Here is a 19,259-nt window from a genome sequence, read left to right as displayed (position 1 = left end):
AACGGATAACCCTATTTTGAAAGCGGGCAATTTTGAGCCATCAAATCAGCAAGTTGTTTCAATCTCGCCACCGCATCCGCCATGGCAATACTGTAAAACCGCTCTTTGCCGACCTGCTCCACCGCCACCGCCCCGGCTTGCAGCATGATTTTCAAGTGATGCGACACAGCAGGGCGCGACAGATGCAGATGTTCGGTCAGCTCATTCACATTCATCCTACCGTGTTCCCACAGCACGCGCAGGATTTGATGGCGGTTTTCATCACTCAACACGGTAAAAATGGGAATGCACTCGCGCATTAGATTCATGGTTTGTTGCGGCATATTCGGCTTCTTGAGTTTATATGTTTAAAAACTTAAACTCATTTTAAAGGGAATGAGGGGGAATGTCAAAGGGAATTTAAGAAGGTTTTTTAAATCAGGATTATTTAACCTTAGCTGCTTAAAAGAAAAGGCCGTCTGAAAGATTTTCAGACAGCCTTTAAACCTTCATTAATATCACAACCTTAACAACATAAGCCTACAGTTGCTTTGCATGTTTCACACATTCTGTATCATCCAATGATATATTGCTTCAATTGCGTCATCTTCAACATTAAGTTTTAATAGGGTTAAAATCAATACCCGTAATATAACGTTGTCCAGCATGAGCTTTAATGTGCACAACAATATCAATGGTCTGCCTAAGCAGGTTTTTAATAACTTCAAACTCCAGACCACTTCCTTCTGGTGATGCTTTTACCATTAATGCCAATTGATCCCATGTTTGTTCTGTGCTACCAGCATGGCAACTTGTAATAGATCCCGGGTGTCCAGATGCACAATTTCGAATAAAATAAAATGATTCGTCACCACGTAGCTCTGCTAGAATAATTCTGTCCGGCTTCATACGCAGACAGGATTCCATACAACTTTTTGCCGTAATATTTGAACTACCTTGTCCACCTTTTGAGTAAAGCAAATGAACTACATTTTCATGAGGAATAAATAGTTCCCTAGCATCCTCAATGCTGATTAGTCGCTCACTTAAAGGAATGTGATTAACCAATGCTTTCATGAAAGTAGTCTTACCACTGCCAGTTGCACCTGAAACGACTATATTCTTTTTATATTCAACGGCTTTTTTAAAAAATTCTTCGTAGTTCCGATTGTTCTTCAGTTCTACTAATTCCTTATCTTGAGGAGATAATTCTCCATTTAACTCAATAATCTGACTAAAGAAACCATCTTTACTATACTGACTTAAGCTCTTTGTGTGTTTTGATGGCAAACGGATCGTAATTGAAGCTTTTCCTGCATCACAGGCAGGAGGAATCACAAATTGGGCACGTTGTCCTGTTGGGAATGTCAACGATACCATCGGCTCTGCTTCTGTAATTCGTTGACCAGTATTACTTTCATTAACAACAGCTGTACAGAACTGACGTGCCCTATCAAAGTTTAGCGTATTTACTTCTACCTTTTTCCAACCCTGAGAGGTTTCTAAAAATACCTCTCCTGGTCTATTAATACAAATCTCAGTCACATCAGGATCTTTTAAGAAAGAGGTAATTCCCAATACTTCATATTGATAATCTAAGAAATCCGCTGAAATTGTTGAGTTTAATTCATCCATAGTTAAAAATAAATTAATTTAAAATATGCGATTATAATGAAATTTAAAACTTGAGGAAGTTTTTTATTCAAGATTAAGAAACACCTATATTCCCCGAGCTTGTACTTGTGACAACTGTCTTTGCTGTGTTTCTAATTCAAATTGCTGAGCTGTTACCTGTACCTTTATAAGACTTTCCTCTATCGGTGTAACTGCAGCTTTTTGCATATCCACAGAAGCAGTTCTTAATTCAGGAGCCTTATCACCAATAAGAATCTGACCATTCTCTTTGATATTGATTAAAGAAGCCCCTCGCATCTTATTTGCATATCCTTCAGCAGCCAATGCCATAGCAATATTATCTAAGCTTCTTTCATCGTAGCTAATATCCTTTTTATTACAGAATTCAGTAAAAATTTGTTTACTTTGCTGATAGATATTTTGAGCATGTTGTGGGATAGCTTCCAACTTTAAAGGCTTCACAGATTGCATATTATCCCAATCGCCAGGAACAGGAGCATGCGCTATGTTGCTCTTAGGTTGATGTAAAATCTTAGTACTCTCTATTCCTGTAGCAGAATGTACTCTAATACTATTACTATCTCTGACACCACTACTATATTGGCCTGTTTTCTTTTCTTGTAAATGAATGCCTAAATCCCCATTTTTGAAATTTTCAATTTTAAGACCATTTATATCTAATGTCCCCGTATTTCTATCCCATTCATATACCATTCCAGCACTACGGTAAACGAAACGGTTTGGTTGAGATAAATCACGTACACCACCCTGTAATATATAGCCATTCAATGATACTTCACCCTTGCCGTCTGAATCTCGGATAATATCTAAATTGTCAGCACGATATTTGTCATGTCCTTTACCACCAAACAATTTATCTCTTCCAGAATTACCGGCTAAAATATCATTACCATTACCACCAATTAATACATCATTACCACTACCGCCTAATAAAATATCATTTTGATTAGTACCTTTTAAAACATCATCTCCGGCATCTCCATACATATATGCCCCACTTTTTAAATAAGTCTTAGCCCTGCCTATTAATAAACTATCACGGCTATATGATCCATCAGCAACAATTTTATTGTTGCCCTTATTTCCAAAAGTGTCATAATTTGCCATATGTTTAACAAATACTTGTTTGGAATTAGGGCTTATGGATGCTTCTTTAAAGTCTTTGGAAAAATTAGTACGGGTATTCAGGAAATGTTCAATATCAGTTTCATAATAAGTCATTCTGATTGATCCAGTTCCATTACTTGGGTACATACCATACATATTCTGGCGAGCAATTAAATCTTTAACCTCTCCAAAACTCTTACCTTTAACGTATGGGTAAAGATTACCACTAATTCCTGTACTATATGCCCTACCATTATATCTTTCTTCGTAAGCAACCATACGCGCTTCGTTAAAGATCGCCTCAGCTTCTCCATAGCCTCGCGCTTGAGCATAAGCCTTAGCAGTATCATAATAACTAGCTGATTTAGCTTGATGTTTACCTAATGCATGTCCTACCTCATGAGACATTGTTCTAGCGGTAATATATCGGATATCTTGTTCAAAATGGATACTTTTATTTTTCGGATCATAATATGCTCCTTCACGATTTTTTGGAGCAGGTTTGATATGTCCCCCTTTACTAGCGAAATGGTTAATTTGCTCCACTAATTCTGAGTCTTGCTTAATTCTATCTAGTTCAGACATTTGATTATTGAATCTTATTTTATGAAAACCAAGTGTCATCAATTCTGCTTCTGCTCTTTTATTCAGTATAATCTTTGGCATCCTAAAACTCCTTATGGCATTGGGCTCATTTTAAGATTGCTACAAAACTCTAAAGCTAAAATTGCACCTCCCCCAGAATTAGTAGCAATTATTTCACGGCCTGATTCTCTCCAATAATAATCTAGTCTTTCTTTTATTGAATCATCATCTTTTCTTTTGGCTGAATACTCAAAATCTAAATACACCCCCTCAGGTATTTCATGTGTCATAGGCTTTGGAAAAAATTTAGGGAATGCATTTTCAGGAAATATGCTACCTATTTTATCTAGGTACTCTTTTGTTTGAGTAATATATAAACTAGATTTAAGTTCAGTATGCCTGAAAACGACATACATACCTATAGATGAATGAATATCTTGATTATGTTGCATATAATCATATGCCTCTATTACGGGTATTTGCCAAATCTCTTGTAATTCACTTGCGTACATCGTATAAAGGCAGTCATCTTTAAATGCCGTATCATACATCTGCTTAATTAGATCATCCCGATTTTCCACTTTGTGCAACATACTTCGGCAACGATTGCGCACTTGTTCCATAGTTATTTCCTTTTGTATATTCTGCATCTTGGAAGAATCCTTAATATTTTTATTACTAATCTGCGGAGTACAGGAGGTCACCAAGCATACAGTTAATATGGCTGTAATCGCTGATAGTTTCATATAAATTCCTTTTTAATCATTCTGGAAATTTAATTTTCAGACGGCCTTGAGCTTTTATTACTATTACCGTTTTCCTTTTAACGAGGCAACTTTCACTGCCTCCATCAGTCGTTTGGTAAATGTTCCATCTTGGTAATAACGGATTTTCCCCACTTGCGCCGGATGTGACATACCTTCGTAAAGGATAATTTCTTTATCTTGGCTCATTGCCTTTAACTCTTGCGGCAACATCAGTGCGCGACGCTCTTCGCTTTCTGAGACACTACGTTCACGTCCACGGCTGACATTTTTTCTTTTCACTGTGGTATAACCTAGCATTTCGGAGTATTCATTTGCATCCTGCTGTTCTCTAGGTGTATAGATGATTTGCAAAGCATGGTTAGTGATAATAGTACGCGCATATTCTTTGCCATAAACAGCATCTAGCTGGGCGACTGATTGGATAATCGGAAATAGGCGAATGTTGTAACCTGCCATATAGCTGACGGAATGAGCAATAATTTCAACTTTACCAATACTTGTGAATTCGTCCATTAACAACATACATTGGTGTTTCAAATCTGGGTTGTCCTGAGGCAGCTCTTTCGTATTTTGGTTGATAAGTTGAGAGAAAAAGAGGTTAACAATGACTCTTGACTCAGCAAGTTTGTTAGGAAGAATGCCGATATAAATAGTCATTTTCTTTTTACGTACGTCAGTCAACAGAAAATCATCAGCGGAAGTGGCGGCATCAATGACAGGATTAATCCACGGGTTGAGGGGTTCTTTAAATGTACCCATGATAGAACCGAAGGTTTCTTTTTCTTGAGAGATTAAACCGGAAAAAGCGGTTTTTGTAGCCTCGCTGAGGTATGGTTGTTGTGATAGAGATGTAAAGTATTCCTTGAGTTCTGTTCCATTACCTGATGAAAGACGGTATATTTTTCCTAATGTACAGGCCGGCTCATTTTCTTTGCCCACCACGGGAAAATCAGCCATTGCTTCATACTCATCAAAACAATAAAGTGAAAACGCCAAAAACGCATTTCTTGCCTGCGCTACCCAGAACTTATCACGACTATCCCCATCAGGATATAGCATTGCAGCTATCGACATTAAATCCGATACTCGCTGGTCAGGATTGGAAGAAACATAGGTAAACGGATTCCAACGGTGCGTCCTTCCATCTTCGGCAAACGGGTTGAACAAATAGACTTCCTGACCTAATACTTCTTTGCGGTAGCCACTAGTCAAATTGAAGTTCTCCTGTTTGATGTCCAAAACCACTACCGATCCTTTATAACTTAACAGGTTCGGAATAACGATACCGACACCTTTACCCGAACGTGTTGGCGCTGCCAACAATGCGAATTGCTGGCCATTGTAATGTAACAATTTGCCGTTGTATTTACCGACGACAATTGAAGTATCCGTTTGTTTGAAAAATCCTGCTTTTGTCAAATCAGCCATCCCGGCAAATCGTGCTTCTCCATGAAGACTTTGGGAAGCTGTACGCCAAATAGGAATTAAACCAAGCAGACCAATCAGAAAAGTAAAACCAAATCCAACAATTCCTGATGTTTTAATTTGTAGTGAATATTTGGCAACCTGAGGAATATCCAGCGTATTATAATATTTGAACCATGTTGTAAGTAGTAAGGGAGTTTTATCTAAGCCTAACCATTGCAGCAGGATAAAGCCTGAAAGGTAACAGCCTAATATGAAAGAAATTAATAGTAAAACTACCGTAATAATAGATTTGTTTTTTAGAGTCATTTCAATACCTGTAAGTCAAAGTAATAGATTATTTTAGCTTTCTAGTGAAGATATTAGTTTTCAGATAGCCTAAGGTTAAGGTGATGAGTGTATTATGAAACTTATCACTCTCTTTTAGTACTATCCTTGGCAGTTTCACTGTATGTTTGAACTAAATATTTTTTGCTTTTTTTGATAATACTCATGCACACTGCTCTATACAAACTCTTAGGGATACAGCTGGCAATAGAACTATAGATAATAGTAGGACGAGAGGCTTCATCAGCAATTATCCTTTATGATAAACACATAATGATTAGGCCGTCTGAAAAAACAGACGGCCCTTTAAAATTACTGCATAACCGAACTAAAATCAATGTCCTGGGCAGTATAAATATTAATCAAGGTCCCTTGGTTGATCGTTACTGTATTAGGACGAGCATTATTTCGCTCAAGCTGGCTGATAGCCTGTTGCTTCAATGTATTGGCTGTATCACTCTCGTAAGGATTAGTGGTAGTCGATGTGTTGGTTGTAACTGTTTGTCCTTGTGGACCATATTCAGTAGCAGCATATTTAAAAGCATCTGAAATCATACTAATCAATAAAGCCGATGCCAAACGTGATCCCCAATGAGACTTAAATTTACCAACATGGCCAGCCGCACCAAGATTATCTACTCCAGGGGATTCTAGTGTTACATCAACGCCTTCTGGTGTTATGATTCGATTCCAAATGACCTCCATCCGCGGGCCAGTAGGATTGCTGGAACCATATTGTCCCATTACTTTCGAACCTTTCGGCAACAAGAGATATTTTCCACTTGCAGAGTATACAGGCTCAGTGATGATACAAGATGTAAACCCTTTTACTTCAGAAACAATTTTAGTTTCTAATACACAGCGCAGATAAGTACCCTGTAGAAGTAATTTATCCCTGTTATGCATATAACGAACAGCATTAGTTTGAGCTGTACTTGCTCCCGACTCTTTCTGAGCAGCCTCTCCATCTTGAACAAATGCATTATTCATATTAGCATACATATCACCTGTTGGAATAATCGGCTGTATAGGAAGATTAGGAGTTGTAGGAGTTGTAGGAGTTGTAGGAGTTGTAGGTGGCAAAGTCTCTACTACCGAAGGGATGGATACATTTATTGGTTTCGTAGTCGATGTATCCGTTTCTGATTCAGACTTTTTTTCTTCTAGCAGGTCAACAGGTTGTGTTTCAATAACTTGAGGTTCTGGAGCCGGTAGATCTGGCACTGTAACCACCTGAGGACGTTCTGGAGGAGGGGCTTCCTCAGAGCCACTAAATTGATGGTAGGCAAATGCACCTAGTCCAGCCAGCCCAAAACCCGCAGCTACAATAAATGCAATAGCTTTTTTGTTGACTGTACGATCAACGGGGGCATTTAGCTGAGGAGCATTCTCCTCAAGTCCCGCTAGTTGTTCTTGCTCGTATTGACTTGAATATAAGTTTTGTGATGATTCACTATCTTTGTGATATTCATTATTTAGCTTATCAGACATTCTTAATTTCTCCTTAATCCAACTACATCATTTCCATGTCTCAAAACTAAGAATGGATAAGTCCCATGGACAATAACTACACTACCCTCAACATTACTGTTTAAAACAAACTCGGTTCCTTTCTCAGATTTCCGGCCATAAATGGTAGGAAAATCACCTGTGAATTTACCCTTATTCAAGTGAACATAGGTAAATCTACCATCATCATAGACCTTTAAAGGAACTAGCCAACGAGATGTGTCACTTACAGCCACATCATAATTAGTATTGTAAGTTTTAGAAGAATCATATTTCAGGCTATAACCAGCCAAAGTACTAGCACGAAGACTAAAATCTGTAGAATCGGGATATCTGAATTTAACTTGATAATTTACCCCCTTGTCTGAGGCTTCTGCCAAATTACCAACAACATTTTTTAAAACTTTAAGCTCAAAAATATATTGGTGAGCCTGGGTACGAACAATAAGATTAGTATCAACTGCATCAGACTTTGGACGCAGATAAAATACATTCTCTCTACGTACCAAATCCCATCCACCGCTTAGGCCTGCACCAAAATCTTTAACCTTTTCACGAGAATCAAGTTCAATTTGTGTAACTACACCCTGTGCAGTATGAACTGGATATGTCATATTTTCTTGAAACGTATACTCTTGAATAGCTGCAGCATAGACGCTTCCTTGCAACAACCACGATACTGCTGTCGCTAAAAACATTTTTTTTAACATTATTAATTCCCACTTTCAACAGATATAGGAGAAGTACCAGAAACATTATTGTCTAAAGATGTAGGAGCTTCTGACTGAGGAGTACTTTGCATTTGTTGCTGAGACTGACTTTCAGACAATGCTCCTACGGAAAGATAATCCGAGGATAAATCTTGAATAGCTGATTCACTAGCATCAGGATCAACACGATAAGACAACACTTGGAATCCTAGAGGATTTTTTAACCTATACTTTTCATCCATCTTCAAATTACTGTTATAAGTGTAGGTCAGAGTAGCAACATTACTATCTATGAATCTTGATATACCAGTACTCTTATTCAATAAAAATCTTTGGAATCTGACTGTCGCACTGGCATCACGACCATCAGCCTTTCCGCTATTATTAAGAACGATACTCAAAATTTTAACGCGAATTGACTGAGTTGAGCCGTAAAGATTGAACGGGCTGTTAGGATTACTTTTATTCATTAGATTACGATAACTGTCAGACACACCTGCTACCGACATAGAATAAACTGTAGCCCAATCATTATCATAAATAATTTGGCTATCAAAAGATTCTCTAGCAATAATAAAGTGAGAAATATTACTCTTATTTACCGCCTCATTTTTAGTAATATCGAAATTATTCCAATTACCAGCCAACTTGGCAACTGTTGCCTGCCCTGTATAAATATCAGCCATGACAAGATAAGGTTCTTTTTCTTTCAACGGCAAGATATAAAATAACCCCCCGAGCAAGCACAAAGAAGAAAAAGTAGCAACACCGGCAACTACCCATGCCCTTTTCTCACTTTTCTTGCGGATATCGACTAGAGTCGTTTCGAAATCCAAAGATTTTTTGACAGCTTTTTGAATTTTATCATTGGTAGTATTTTTATTTGAGTTAAACATATATTCCCATTTTAGTTTTGAGATTTAACATCAGTTTTTACTGATTTCTCATGCTTTCTCTTTTCGCTGTTTTTTACAGCAGCCCCCATTTTTTTATGCGCCATAATGACACCATTCTGAATGTAGAAAACCATTCCACGATCCTCATAGAGTTTGGATAATTCACCTAACGCATTTTCAAGATTGGTATTTCGTACAGTCAATACCTTCTTATACAATGTAAAATCAAGCGTATGGTCATAAACGACAGGCATTTTTGCCTCTTCCCCCCAACGCTCTAGCAAACCTTTTACAGTCGTATCAAGTTGCGTCACCTGATAAACATGGGGCCTAACAAGAGGAATTTCAGTTACCTGATCTGGCAATTCATTTAATTGCTTCCATGACTTTGGAAAATCTGGAGCAGACTGGCTTGCGCAACCCACCACTAGCACGCCTACACCCACAGACAGCAACAACGTTCTTAAAAGAAACATACATAGCACCTTAATAAAACAACTGTAGTAACAACCAAAGCACCTTAACCAAAAGTTAAGAAAGACAATTTACGCTTGGTTATTTTTATTGATTAAAATCTTGTGAATTATTTTAATCTGTGCTAAATTTCGCGTCAATACAAATTCATATTTTCATCTCTACTATCATGTTTTTTTCCTGCACTGACTTAGCTGTTCCTCATGACGTCATGCATCATGTTGTGAGAGTTGAATCCTCAGGCAATCCATATGCCATAGGTGTTGTAGGTGGCCGACTACAAAGACAACCAAAAAATTTAGCTGAAGCAGTTGCTACTGCCAAGATGTTGGAACAAAAAGGATTTAACTTCTCCTTGGGACTAGCTCAAGTCAATCGATACAACTTGAAAAAATACGGATTGCATTCCTACGAACATGCGTTCCAAGTATGCCCAAACGTAAAGGCTGGCTCTCATATATTGCGAGAATGCTACAATCGTGCGAAAGACTGGGGAAAATCTTTCAGCTGCTATTATTCCGGCAACTTTGTAACAGGATATAAGCATGGATATGTGCAAAAAATTTTTTCATCCATGAGGCAAGGAAGAAAAACTCTTCCACAAAATGCTATCCCTGTCATCAGTAATACCTCAAATGCTCCTCGCACTATAGTACAAATGACAGCGCAACAGCCTAACCGCCAAAATTCGACAATCGCAACTAATCCACAATCATATCCGGTCACTGTCTCCAAAAACCGACATAACCTGCAAGACAATAACACTGCACCAAGCAATATTTATACAGATAGTGCAGCAGTCTTTTAGACAATACGATTTTTTTCCACATCAACCTGTAATAAACATAGGAAATTTCAAATGAAAAACACTCAGATCCAAAAAAAATCCCGCTTTACTGCTGAAAATGTTGCAACAGCAGCTTTTGTTGCTGCAGCATTTTTAGCACCAGCTGCAGGTATGGCAGCCGATGATTTCACCTCAGCTTCTGGTGGTGCATGTAAATTTATTAAAAACATCCATACCGTATTGAACTTGATGTCTGTCGCTGTCGTAACCATCGCCATTATCTTTGCCGGTTATCAAATTGCTTTTGCTCACAAACGCATTTCCGATGTCGCACCTATTTTAATTGGTGGTGTGTTGATTGGTGCAGCTGGTCAAATCGCAAAAATGCTGGTTGGTAATGCAGACTCCTGCTCTGCAGGTACAACTTCAGCAATGATGCAAGTATTGCAATTCTTCGCATAATTATTCATTATGCAAAAAAACATCGTTTTTCGAGGATGTACTCGTCCGGCAACCTTTCTCGGCGTACCCTATATACCTTTCTTTATAGGAGCCGGTTCAGGATTATTAATGGGAATGTACTTCAATATGTTTTTTTTGCTAACCATCCCATTCATCATTCTGATTATGAGGCAGATGGCCAAGCGAGATGACATGATTTTTCGTTTTCTAGGCTTACGCCTGAAATTTAGGCTTAAAGCCAGAAATCGAGAAGAGTTTCCTGACACATGGTGCTTCTCGCCTAACGAGTACCGCAACAATCCTCCCAAACAATGACAACAAAACGTCCGACAGATACTTTTGTCTGTCGGACAATTCCAACACAAAAAACAAATAAAATGTTTACTCCTGACGCATCAATCAGTCAATTCGTATCCCTCTCCACTCATGTCTCTCCAACCATTGTTAAAACCACTGGTGGAGATTACCTGACAACATGGCATCTATCTGGCCTTCCCTTCGTAGGTCGTGAAGAATGGGAGCTTGAGCACAAGCACAATACATTTAACCGTCTGCTCCAATCCTTGCGTGCACCCGACTACGTAAATGTCGCCTTTTGGGTACATGACATTCGACGTCATCGTAGTATCGATTTACGTCCTGAATTTCAAGAGTCTTTCAACCAAAGCCTCTCTAATCGTTATTTCTCTCGACTCTCCCAAGAAAAGCTCATGAATAACGAGCTTTACTTGACCATGATCTATCGCCCAGTTGTTGATGGCAAAAAATTCGTTGATAAATCGGGTAATATCGATCGTCTGAAGGCCGAGCAGGAACAAGCTATTGGTACACTTAACGAATTAGCAACCAACCTTGAGGCTGTTCTCAAAGACTACCATCCATACCGACTTGGTATGTATGAAGGTAAAAACGGGACTGTATTCTCTGAAACCCTCGAGCTTTTCGGTTACATCCTTAACCGTGTTAACGAGCCAGTTCCCGTACTTCCAGCCCCAGTTTACAACTACTTACCCCTCAGCCGACATCTCTTTTCTGCCAAAACCGGCGACTATATCGTCCGTACTCCTGAGGGTAAAAACCACTATGGTGCCATACTCAACCTTAAAGAATATCCTGATGGTACCTACCCGGGGATACTGAATGGTCTCAAATATTTAGATGTTGAATACGTCATCACCCATAGCTTCAGCCCAATGAGCCGATACGATGCTATGAAAACCCTCGAGCGCACTCGTGGCATGATGATCTCTTCCGGCGACAAATCATTTACCCAAATTGCAGAACTCGACCATGCAATGGACCAGCTCGCATCTGGCAATTTTGTTCTTGGCGGCTACCATTTTAGCCTTGCTATCTATGCCGACAGCCAAGAGCAACTTTCCCAAAACATTGCCTCTGCCCGAGCCGAACTTTCCAATGCAGGCTTTGTAACGACTAAAGAAGACTTGGCCGTCTGCGCCGCATATTATGCCCAGCTTCCAGGCAACTGGAACTACCGCACCCGCATTGCCAATCTCTCATCGTTAAATTTCTTGGGCCTCTGTCCTCTTCACAACTTTGCCGTTGGTAAACGTGAGGGCAACCCATGGGGGCAATGCGTTACCGTTCTTCAAACAACCAATGGTCAGCCCTACTACTTCAACTTCCATGCAACCCTTGAAGGTGAAGATTCCGAAGGTGAAAAAGCCATTGCCAACACCATGGTTATTGGTAAGTCTGGTACAGGTAAAACAGCTCTTATCAACTTCCTCCTTAGCCAGGTACAAAAATACGATCCCAAACCCACTATCTTCTTCTTCGATAAAGACCGTGGTGCCGAGATCTTTGTCAGAGCTTGCGGCGGTGCTTATATGGCGCTGGAAAGCGGTCAGCCTACCGGCTTCAACCCCTTCCAATGCGAAAATACAGAGGCAAATGTCCAATTCCTCTGTGGCCTTATGAAGCAATTAGGTGGCAAGGCGCACTATTCAGCAGCAGAAGACGACGACATCCTGCGCGCCGTCCGAGCCATGCTTGATACCCCACCAGCGCTGCGCAGTATTTCTAACTTCCAAAAATCGCTGCCCAATACCGGCGACGATTCCCTCTATGCCAATATCCGCAAATGGACTAGAGGAAACAGTCTCGGCTGGGTCTTTGATAACCCACAGGACAAAATCGACTTCAGTGGTGCCAACATCATCGGCTTCGACTACACCGACGTGATTGAAAACCCACAGGTACGCGATCCAGTCATCGGTTATCTTATCCATCGAATGGAAGAGCTTATCGATGGTCGCCGCTTTATCTACATCATGGATGAATTCTGGAAAATCCTTGATGGCGAAGGCGGCTTGAAAGAGTTTGCCAAAAACAAACAAAAAACCATCCGTAAGCAAAACGGTATGGGTATCTTTGCCACCCAGTCACCAGAAGACGCCCTCAAAAGCGACATTTCCGCCGCTCTGATTGAGCAGACAGCTACCATGATACTGCTGCCAAATCCAAATGCAGATAAAAAAGATTACATCGATGGACTGAAGCTGACCGACTCAGAATTTCAAGTAGTCAAAAGCCTGGATGAGCGCAGCCGCTGCTTCTTGGTCAAACAAGGCCATGCGTCTGCAGTATGTCAACTTAACCTGCGTGGATTTGATGACGAATTGGCTGTTATCTCCGCCAGTACCGACAACATCGACATTATGGACGGCATCATTAAGCAAACAGCCGAACGTTTGGGCGTCGAAATCGATGCAGTAAGACCACAGGATTGGTTACAGACTTTCTACGAAGAGCGTAAGGGTTCCGGTAAGAAAGCTGCTGCGAATGTGATGCGTAATGCGGATTAAGCCAATTTGACTAAAAATGAGACAGGGTTGTCTAAAGACTGTAAGTCTTCAGGCAACCCTAAGACAGAAAATTTAAATATTTTAAAATTAACCGATTTAAAGAAAGATTGAATTGTAATGAAAACTAAAATGAAACGGATAATCGCCTCAGTTTTAGTGGGGGCGACAATGCTTACTTCCATGCCGATAGCTAATTCATATGTATTGCCTGTTATTGATGGAGCTAAAATGATGCAAGATGCTATCAACTGGGCTATGGATGCGGCAGACCGTGCTGTTACGCTATCTAACTGGGTCACTCAGCTGCAAAACTGGCGTACTCAGTTGCAACATTGGGTACGCGGTCAAATGGAACAGATTCCAGAATTGAAAGAGCTACTCGATAAAAAAGAAGAAAACGCAATTAAAAAAATGTTCCAAAACCGTAAGGATCGCTGTAATAGAATTGCTAATCAGACATCAAAAAATTTATGTATTGGTACAGTAACTCTTGAAGAGAAAAAATTCTCACTTTTAAGAGAGATGGAAACAAAAATTAATGAGACCTTTTCAGAAATAAATAAGACTTCGATTAAAAAACAAAATTCCAATGCTCAAGGACAAAGTAATACGGCGGCCTCTGCCGAAGCTGAAGTTATTGCGAAATTGCAGCAGTTGGAAATCAAACTAAAAAATTACCAATCGGCAATAAACTCTATCGACCAAATGCTTGATCAATACAAATGGGCAAGGGTAAATCTGACCAAAGACCAGCTCTCAGGCTCGAACAACAGCAACCTGACCAAAGCGTCAGCTTCGCTCGTTTTACAAAGTAAGGTAAAAAAATTCCACGATGAAGCAAAAGCAAAAAGAGCCATTAGCACTGGCTATAAACTCCGCTAATTTTAATGTTATTTTTACCCAAACTATTTAACAGGAAAACATCATCATGATGGATCTTCTCCTTTATTCCAGTATTCGTGACTATATCTATGCACGAATAAGCTTCTTTACTGAACATGTATTGTCTAAAAACCTAACGCTTGTTTTTACCATTATCGTTGCCTTATTGACTTTATGGATAATGATTCAAGGTTATCTGATTGCAACCGGCAGAAGCCAGGAAGGACTGAAAGGCTTTGTGTACGGTCTCGGCAAGACCTACCTCATTGTAGCCGTTGCACTGGGAGTAGCAGCCGGCAGTGATTTTAGCGTACGGGTTCTGACCGATACCCTTTCAGACGGCATTTCCCAAATCATGACCGGCGACAGCGATGTCGGCAGTAAATGTCTGACACAAGACAGTAAATCCATCATAGGCTGCCGAATAGACCAAAACCTGACGGCAACCCAAAGTATGATGGGCATACTTGACGGTATCGATACTGCCGACAGCGAATATCTCGAAGGGAAAGTGACACAGGCAAGATGGTTTGTCGGCGTCGGTACCGCAGGGCCTGCCATCGTAGCAGGTACCATGCTAATCATGTTCCGCATCGCCATGGCTCTCTTTATCGGCTTTGCGCCCATCTTTATTTTATGCCTTCTGTTCAAAAAAACAGCACCCCTGTTTCAAAAATGGCTATACTATGGACTGGCAACGATCTTTTCCAGCGTGATGCTTGGCGTCATGGCGGAAATCTCTATGGATCTAGTAGCCAATATCGCCATTACCGATGCAGTATCCAATATTGCTTCGGCACTGATCGGTGGAAACGTCGGCGGTATTATGCAGACAGTTACCCAGCAGTTGGGCTTGGGTCTGATGCTTTCTACCCTATTGATTACCGTACCGCCTATGGCAGGTGCTTGGTTTAATGGCATGATGGCTGGTTTCAGTGCCTATTCTGTTATTGGTAACGGAAATCGCCAAGAAGTTCCGCCGCATTTGGATGGCGGAGCAAGTCAGCGGGCTAGTTATGACGCAAAGGGTATAGCTAGTAATAATGACAATAATTTAAATTTCAATACCACTCATCAACACGTCTGGTCAACTGGTGGAAGCCAATCAGGAGCTAAAACTACCGATACTTTAAAACTTGCTGACCAACCCAGCAAAAATGATAACAAATCTTAGTACTTATAGATAAAAAATTAAAAAACAGACTGGACTTGAAATGAAAAAATTATATTTTGTGTTATTAGGATTGGCAAGTATTAACGTTTGTGTCGCTAATCCTACCTATGATGCGACTAAAGGTGCATTACAAAATGATCCTGGTTTATGTCAATACGGCTATAATCCCAACTGTGTATCATCTCGTCAGCATCAACGAAATCAACCTACGGAAATTGTTCATATTAAAGTACCTTCAAAATACGGAGCATGGGCAGTCAACCTTAAAACAGGGATATCAGGTGGAGCACTAGAGATGGATTCACTTGCTGCAGCAAAAAAAGAAGCTATTAAAACCTGCGAGAGAAATGGGAGTAATAAACCGTGTAAAGTCAAGGCTTGGGTTCGAAATGGCTGTATAGCAGTTGCTCAAAGAAAAGATGGTAAAGCTTTTTTTGGAATAACTTCACCAGGCTTGGCTGAAACGGAGGCTTTAAGGAAGTGCCAAGCTTCAGGAGGGATTCAATGTGAAATTACAACTCCCGAGGGTTGTTCAATGCCTAAATTCTAATAAGTAAAGGTCGTCTGAAATTTCAGCCACTTCCCTTTCAAACACCATTAAATAACAGAGTAAATTATGAAATTCATTTCAACAATTACTGTCTTGGTAATGGGCTTCTCCTCAATTGCCGCTATGGCTGCCAATCCTCTTAATCCTCCGCAAATGGGTGGAGACGAGCGTTTGGCTTGCGAGGCGCTTATGTGCTTGGTCAATCCGGCATCTCAGCCGTCTGAATGTCAATCTGCTTTGAAAAAGTTTCACTCTATCAAGCATAAACATGGACATGATACGATTACCGCACGGCGCAATTTCCTAAAAAAATGCCCTGCTCAGGATCGTTCTGGTTTTGATGATTTTATTGATTCAATCATCAAATAATTTTTACTTACAAAAGGCCGTCTGTTATTCAGACGGCCTTTTGTAAATAATCGGTTTCTCGCCCATCTTTATTTTATGCCTTCTGCTCAAAAAGACCGCCCCGCTCTTTCAGAAATGGCTATACTATGGACTGGCAACCATCTTTTCCAGCGTGATGCTTGGCGTCATGGCGGAAATCTCTATGGATCTAGTAGGCAATATCGCCATTACCGATGCAGTATCCAATATTGCTTCGGCACTGATCGGTGGAAACGTCGGCGGTATTATGCAGACCGTTACCCAACAGCTGGGCTTGGGTCTGATGCTCTCTACCCTATTGATTACCGTACCGCCTATGGCAGGTGCCTAGTTTAATGGCATGATGGCTGGTTTCAGCGCCTACTCAGTCATTGGCAATGGAAATCGCCAAGAAGTTCCGCCGCATTTTGATGGAGGGGCAAGTCAACGAGTTAATTATGATGTGCAGAATCCCTCTAATAATTCTATTGATAAAATGCCAAATAATGTTCAATATACAAAATGGACAACTGGAGGTTCTCAATCAGAGGGAACAACTACTGATGCCATGAAACACCAAAGTTAACCTAGTAGCGGAAATACACCAATCTGGTATTTCTACATTTAAAAACTAAGATATTTGAACTAAAAAGATTGGATGCTTAGATGAAAAAGCTGCTTTTTATATTGTTAGGTCTGACGAGCCTAAATATTTGTATTGCTAACCCCACTTATGATGCAACCAGAGGCGCATTGCAAAATGACCCTAGCCTATGTCAATATGGATATAACCCTAATTGTGGTTCATCTAGCCAACGCCAACAAAAACGAACTACTGAAATTATCAATATCAAAGTCCCTTCAAAATACGGTGCTTGGGCATTTAATCCTAAAACTGGTATTGCAGGTGGCGCACTTGATATGAATTCTCGTGAGGAAGCAGAAAGAGAAGCCATTAAAACCTGCGAACAAGGGGGTAGAAATAAACCATGTAAGATAGGTGTTTGGGTACGTAACAGTTGTATCGCCGTTGCACAAGGTAAATTGGGCAAGAAAGTAAAAACCTTCTATGGAACGGAACGTTTCCCTGGTGATGCCGAGCCATCTGCCTTGAGAAAATGTCACGCATCTGGAAGCTCTCAATGTTCTATCGTTGCCAACGAAGGTTGTTCATTGCCTAAATTTTAATAGACAGAGGCTATCTGAAATTTCAGATATCTACCTTTACTAATTCCATTCAATAACAGAGTAAATTATGAAATTCATTTCAACAATTACTGTCTTGGCGATGGGCTTTTCTTCAGCTACCTCTATGGCTGCCAATCCCCTCAATCCTCCGCAAATGGGCGGGGATGAGCGTTTGGCTTGCGAGGCGCTTATGTGCTTGGTCAATCCGGCATCTCAGCCGTCTGAATGTCAATCTGCTTTGAAAAAGTTCCACTCTATCAAGCATAAACATGGACATGATACGATTACCGCACGGCGCAATTTCCTAAAAAAATGCCCTGCTCAGGATCGTTCTGGTTTTGATGATTTTATTGATTCAATCATCAAATAATTTAATACTTATCAAGGGCCGTCTGATATTCAGACGGCCTTTTCTCTTACAAAGAGATTTTGCAAACTACCTTCAAACCTAACACCCTTTTTTGCTAAATTATTTACATCCAAAGCTTATAGGCTTAATCTCATCTTTGCCTATATAAGTTACGGCTTTTATATGAACATAAAATGCCGTCTGAAAAAATTGAGTACGATCTGCAAAGTGAGCCGGACAAATAAAGAATGGTTTGTTTTGTTCTGATTCTTCCCTTTTTACCCCACCAAAACCGACGTCATACTGAGCGATCCCGCAATCAAATTATCGTTGAAAAACGTAATAGGATCATCCGGTTCGCGTAATGCCATGATATACAGCAAGGGTAAGTAATGATCCGGAGTTGGCACGGAAAGTTCAGCCTTTTCGCCTAACTGCTGATAATGCACCAAGGTTTCATCATCCTGCGTCGCAATCGCCTGATTGACCGTTTCACGGAAAGCAAACGCCCAATCATACCCTGCACCGATTTGATCAATATGTTCCCAACTTATCGCTCTTAGATTATGCACAATATTGCCACTGCCGATAATCAGCACGCCTTGTTCTCGCAAAGCAGCCAACTTTTTCGCCAAGTTGAAATGCCATTCTGCCGATTGCAAACGGTTAAGGCTAAGTTGCACCACGGGAATATCGGCATCGGGATAGAGATATTTCAACACCGTCCATGCGCCGTGATCAAAGCCACGCGTTGGGTTTAATTCGACATTTTCCGGCTATAATAATGACCGTACCTGCTCCGCCAACTCTGGCGAGCCCGGCGCGGGATATTGCACTTGGCTGAGTTCATCGGGGAAGCCGTAGAAATCGTAAATCATTTCAGGATGTTCACCTGAGGTCACCTGTAAACGGCTGCTGTACCAATGTGCGGAAATCATCAAAATGGCTTTTGGTTTGGCAAACTTTTGCGTAATTAGGCTGAAATTCTGATTGAACGGGTTTTCTTTATCTAACGCATTCATCGGGCTGCCATGCCCAACAAACAATACAGGCATTTTTTTCATAATTTACTCCTCGTTATCGGATACGGCAGATTATACGGATAAATTCTTATTCAAAAAATACCGGTTTATGAACAACATCTTTTACTGATAAGAAATCATGACTGGTAATGTTAGATATAGTATTGATGCATTTAGAAGAGTTCATTCAAAAGGCCGTCTGAACACTTTACTTCA

21 protein-coding genes and 1 pseudogene are annotated in these 19,259 nt (G+C 40.3%); 12 read left to right on the top strand and 10 right to left on the bottom strand.

Features of this window, described 5'->3' with window-relative positions; translation table 11 throughout:
• Positions 1–11: 11 nt before the first annotated feature.
• The 9 genes from ACTHTA_RS05065 to ACTHTA_RS05025 form a co-directional block, all read right to left on the bottom strand.
• On the bottom strand, positions 12–323 hold the full coding sequence (locus ACTHTA_RS05065; protein WP_070512429.1) for an ArsR/SmtB family transcription factor: 312 nt from the start codon (positions 321–323) through the stop codon (positions 12–14).
• 271 nt (positions 324–594) lie between these two features.
• Positions 595–1,614, bottom strand: coding sequence for a P-type DNA transfer ATPase VirB11 (gene virB11, locus ACTHTA_RS05060; protein WP_049329383.1), 1,020 nt, complete (start codon positions 1,612–1,614; stop codon positions 595–597).
• A gap of 84 nt (positions 1,615–1,698) precedes the next feature.
• Positions 1,699–3,408, bottom strand: a complete 1,710-nt coding sequence (locus ACTHTA_RS05055; protein WP_053090744.1) for a calcium-binding protein — start codon at positions 3,406–3,408, stop codon at positions 1,699–1,701.
• An 11-nt stretch (positions 3,409–3,419) separates the two neighbouring features.
• Positions 3,420–4,073 (bottom strand): hypothetical protein, encoded by a 654-nt coding sequence (locus ACTHTA_RS05050; RefSeq protein ID WP_224783486.1) that lies wholly within the window; start codon positions 4,071–4,073, stop codon positions 3,420–3,422.
• A gap of 63 nt (positions 4,074–4,136) precedes the next feature.
• Complete coding sequence (locus ACTHTA_RS05045; RefSeq protein WP_070748297.1) at positions 4,137–5,828, bottom strand: type IV secretory system conjugative DNA transfer family protein; 1,692 nt, start codon at positions 5,826–5,828, stop codon at positions 4,137–4,139.
• 330 nt (positions 5,829–6,158) lie between these two features.
• The gene (locus ACTHTA_RS05040; RefSeq protein ID WP_313971132.1) at positions 6,159–7,337 is read right to left on the bottom strand and encodes a TrbI/VirB10 family protein; all 1,179 of its coding nucleotides are present in this window, start codon (positions 7,335–7,337) and stop codon (positions 6,159–6,161) included.
• 2 nt (positions 7,338–7,339) lie between these two features.
• Positions 7,340–8,065: a TrbG/VirB9 family P-type conjugative transfer protein gene (locus tag ACTHTA_RS05035; RefSeq protein WP_003683393.1), complete on the bottom strand. Its 726-nt coding sequence runs from the start codon at positions 8,063–8,065 to the stop codon at positions 7,340–7,342.
• Between the two features lie 2 nt (positions 8,066–8,067).
• On the bottom strand, positions 8,068–8,961 hold the full coding sequence (locus ACTHTA_RS05030) for a virB8 family protein (protein WP_003683260.1): 894 nt from the start codon (positions 8,959–8,961) through the stop codon (positions 8,068–8,070).
• Positions 8,962–8,972: 11 nt separating this feature from the next.
• On the bottom strand, positions 8,973–9,437 hold the full coding sequence (locus tag ACTHTA_RS05025; RefSeq protein ID WP_036472431.1) for a hypothetical protein: 465 nt from the start codon (positions 9,435–9,437) through the stop codon (positions 8,973–8,975).
• Between the two features lie 167 nt (positions 9,438–9,604).
• Here ACTHTA_RS05025 and ACTHTA_RS05020 point away from each other — a divergent pair, with 167 nt between their 5' ends.
• The 12 genes from ACTHTA_RS05020 to ACTHTA_RS04965 all read left to right on the top strand — a co-directional run bounded on the left by ACTHTA_RS05020 (position 9,605) and on the right by ACTHTA_RS04965 (position 18,042).
• Positions 9,605–10,243: a lytic transglycosylase domain-containing protein gene (locus tag ACTHTA_RS05020; RefSeq protein ID WP_081451764.1), complete on the top strand. Its 639-nt coding sequence runs from the start codon at positions 9,605–9,607 to the stop codon at positions 10,241–10,243.
• Positions 10,244–10,294: 51 nt separating this feature from the next.
• The gene (locus ACTHTA_RS05015; RefSeq protein ID WP_154953599.1) at positions 10,295–10,684 is read left to right on the top strand and encodes a TrbC/VirB2 family protein; all 390 of its coding nucleotides are present in this window, start codon (positions 10,295–10,297) and stop codon (positions 10,682–10,684) included.
• Between the two features lie 9 nt (positions 10,685–10,693).
• Positions 10,694–10,999 carry a type IV secretion system protein VirB3 gene (locus tag ACTHTA_RS05010; RefSeq protein ID WP_036490852.1) on the top strand — a complete coding sequence of 102 codons (306 nt, stop codon included), beginning with the start codon at positions 10,694–10,696 and terminating at the stop codon, positions 10,997–10,999.
• A gap of 62 nt (positions 11,000–11,061) precedes the next feature.
• Positions 11,062–13,512, top strand: a complete 2,451-nt coding sequence (locus ACTHTA_RS05005) for a VirB4 family type IV secretion/conjugal transfer ATPase (protein ID WP_308887562.1) — start codon at positions 11,062–11,064, stop codon at positions 13,510–13,512.
• Between the two features lie 117 nt (positions 13,513–13,629).
• Complete coding sequence (locus tag ACTHTA_RS05000) at positions 13,630–14,394, top strand: hypothetical protein (RefSeq protein WP_308887563.1); 765 nt, start codon at positions 13,630–13,632, stop codon at positions 14,392–14,394.
• A gap of 46 nt (positions 14,395–14,440) precedes the next feature.
• Positions 14,441–15,568: a type IV secretion system protein gene (locus ACTHTA_RS04995; RefSeq protein ID WP_308887564.1), complete on the top strand. Its 1,128-nt coding sequence runs from the start codon at positions 14,441–14,443 to the stop codon at positions 15,566–15,568.
• 40 nt (positions 15,569–15,608) lie between these two features.
• Positions 15,609–16,118 (top strand): DUF4189 domain-containing protein, encoded by a 510-nt coding sequence (locus ACTHTA_RS04990; RefSeq protein ID WP_308887565.1) that lies wholly within the window; start codon positions 15,609–15,611, stop codon positions 16,116–16,118.
• 66 nt (positions 16,119–16,184) lie between these two features.
• The gene (locus tag ACTHTA_RS04985) at positions 16,185–16,487 is read left to right on the top strand and encodes a TrbM/KikA/MpfK family conjugal transfer protein (protein WP_308887566.1); all 303 of its coding nucleotides are present in this window, start codon (positions 16,185–16,187) and stop codon (positions 16,485–16,487) included.
• A 46-nt stretch (positions 16,488–16,533) separates the two neighbouring features.
• Entirely contained in the window at positions 16,534–16,836 is a 303-nt protein-coding gene (locus ACTHTA_RS04980; protein WP_440375721.1) for a type IV secretion system protein, read from the top strand.
• Between the two features lie 9 nt (positions 16,837–16,845).
• Positions 16,846–17,070, top strand: a complete 225-nt coding sequence (locus ACTHTA_RS04975) for a hypothetical protein (protein ID WP_440364076.1) — start codon at positions 16,846–16,848, stop codon at positions 17,068–17,070.
• Positions 17,071–17,150: 80 nt separating this feature from the next.
• Positions 17,151–17,672: a DUF4189 domain-containing protein gene (locus ACTHTA_RS04970; protein WP_308887568.1), complete on the top strand. Its 522-nt coding sequence runs from the start codon at positions 17,151–17,153 to the stop codon at positions 17,670–17,672.
• Between the two features lie 67 nt (positions 17,673–17,739).
• Positions 17,740–18,042 (top strand): TrbM/KikA/MpfK family conjugal transfer protein, encoded by a 303-nt coding sequence (locus ACTHTA_RS04965; RefSeq protein WP_308887571.1) that lies wholly within the window; start codon positions 17,740–17,742, stop codon positions 18,040–18,042.
• Positions 18,043–18,299: 257 nt separating this feature from the next.
• On the opposite strand, the pseudogene ygiD reads toward ACTHTA_RS04965, so the two are convergent.
• A pseudogene (gene ygiD, locus ACTHTA_RS04960) lies at positions 18,300–19,085 on the bottom strand (4,5-DOPA dioxygenase extradiol).
• Positions 19,086–19,259: the final 174 nt, after the last annotated feature.

It is taken from the genome of Neisseria sp. P0013.S005 (assembly GCF_051958425.1).
Taxonomy (GTDB): Bacteria; Pseudomonadota; Gammaproteobacteria; order Burkholderiales; family Neisseriaceae; genus Neisseria; species Neisseria subflava.
This window is presented reverse-complemented; position numbering and strand designations above follow the sequence as displayed.

Coding starts and splice junctions, on each gene's coding strand:
- ACTHTA_RS05065 (WP_070512429.1), bottom strand. CDS start 323: ATGCCGCAACAAACCATGAATCTAATGCGCGAGTGCATTCCCATTTTT.
- virB11 (WP_049329383.1), bottom strand. CDS start 1,614: ATGGATGAATTAAACTCAACAATTTCAGCGGATTTCTTAGATTATCAA.
- ACTHTA_RS05055 (WP_053090744.1), bottom strand. CDS start 3,408: ATGCCAAAGATTATACTGAATAAAAGAGCAGAAGCAGAATTGATGACA.
- ACTHTA_RS05050 (WP_224783486.1), bottom strand. CDS start 4,073: ATGAAACTATCAGCGATTACAGCCATATTAACTGTATGCTTGGTGACC.
- ACTHTA_RS05045 (WP_070748297.1), bottom strand. CDS start 5,828: ATGACTCTAAAAAACAAATCTATTATTACGGTAGTTTTACTATTAATT.
- ACTHTA_RS05040 (WP_313971132.1), bottom strand. CDS start 7,337: ATGTCTGATAAGCTAAATAATGAATATCACAAAGATAGTGAATCATCA.
- ACTHTA_RS05035 (WP_003683393.1), bottom strand. CDS start 8,065: ATGTTAAAAAAAATGTTTTTAGCGACAGCAGTATCGTGGTTGTTGCAA.
- ACTHTA_RS05030 (WP_003683260.1), bottom strand. CDS start 8,961: ATGTTTAACTCAAATAAAAATACTACCAATGATAAAATTCAAAAAGCT.
- ACTHTA_RS05025 (WP_036472431.1), bottom strand. CDS start 9,437: ATGTTTCTTTTAAGAACGTTGTTGCTGTCTGTGGGTGTAGGCGTGCTA.
- ACTHTA_RS05020 (WP_081451764.1), top strand. CDS start 9,605: ATGTTTTTTTCCTGCACTGACTTAGCTGTTCCTCATGACGTCATGCAT.
- ACTHTA_RS05015 (WP_154953599.1), top strand. CDS start 10,295: ATGAAAAACACTCAGATCCAAAAAAAATCCCGCTTTACTGCTGAAAAT.
- ACTHTA_RS05010 (WP_036490852.1), top strand. CDS start 10,694: ATGCAAAAAAACATCGTTTTTCGAGGATGTACTCGTCCGGCAACCTTT.
- ACTHTA_RS05005 (WP_308887562.1), top strand. CDS start 11,062: ATGTTTACTCCTGACGCATCAATCAGTCAATTCGTATCCCTCTCCACT.
- ACTHTA_RS05000 (WP_308887563.1), top strand. CDS start 13,630: ATGAAAACTAAAATGAAACGGATAATCGCCTCAGTTTTAGTGGGGGCG.
- ACTHTA_RS04995 (WP_308887564.1), top strand. CDS start 14,441: ATGATGGATCTTCTCCTTTATTCCAGTATTCGTGACTATATCTATGCA.
- ACTHTA_RS04990 (WP_308887565.1), top strand. CDS start 15,609: ATGAAAAAATTATATTTTGTGTTATTAGGATTGGCAAGTATTAACGTT.
- ACTHTA_RS04985 (WP_308887566.1), top strand. CDS start 16,185: ATGAAATTCATTTCAACAATTACTGTCTTGGTAATGGGCTTCTCCTCA.
- ACTHTA_RS04975 (WP_440364076.1), top strand. CDS start 16,846: ATGATGGCTGGTTTCAGCGCCTACTCAGTCATTGGCAATGGAAATCGC.
- ACTHTA_RS04970 (WP_308887568.1), top strand. CDS start 17,151: ATGAAAAAGCTGCTTTTTATATTGTTAGGTCTGACGAGCCTAAATATT.
- ACTHTA_RS04965 (WP_308887571.1), top strand. CDS start 17,740: ATGAAATTCATTTCAACAATTACTGTCTTGGCGATGGGCTTTTCTTCA.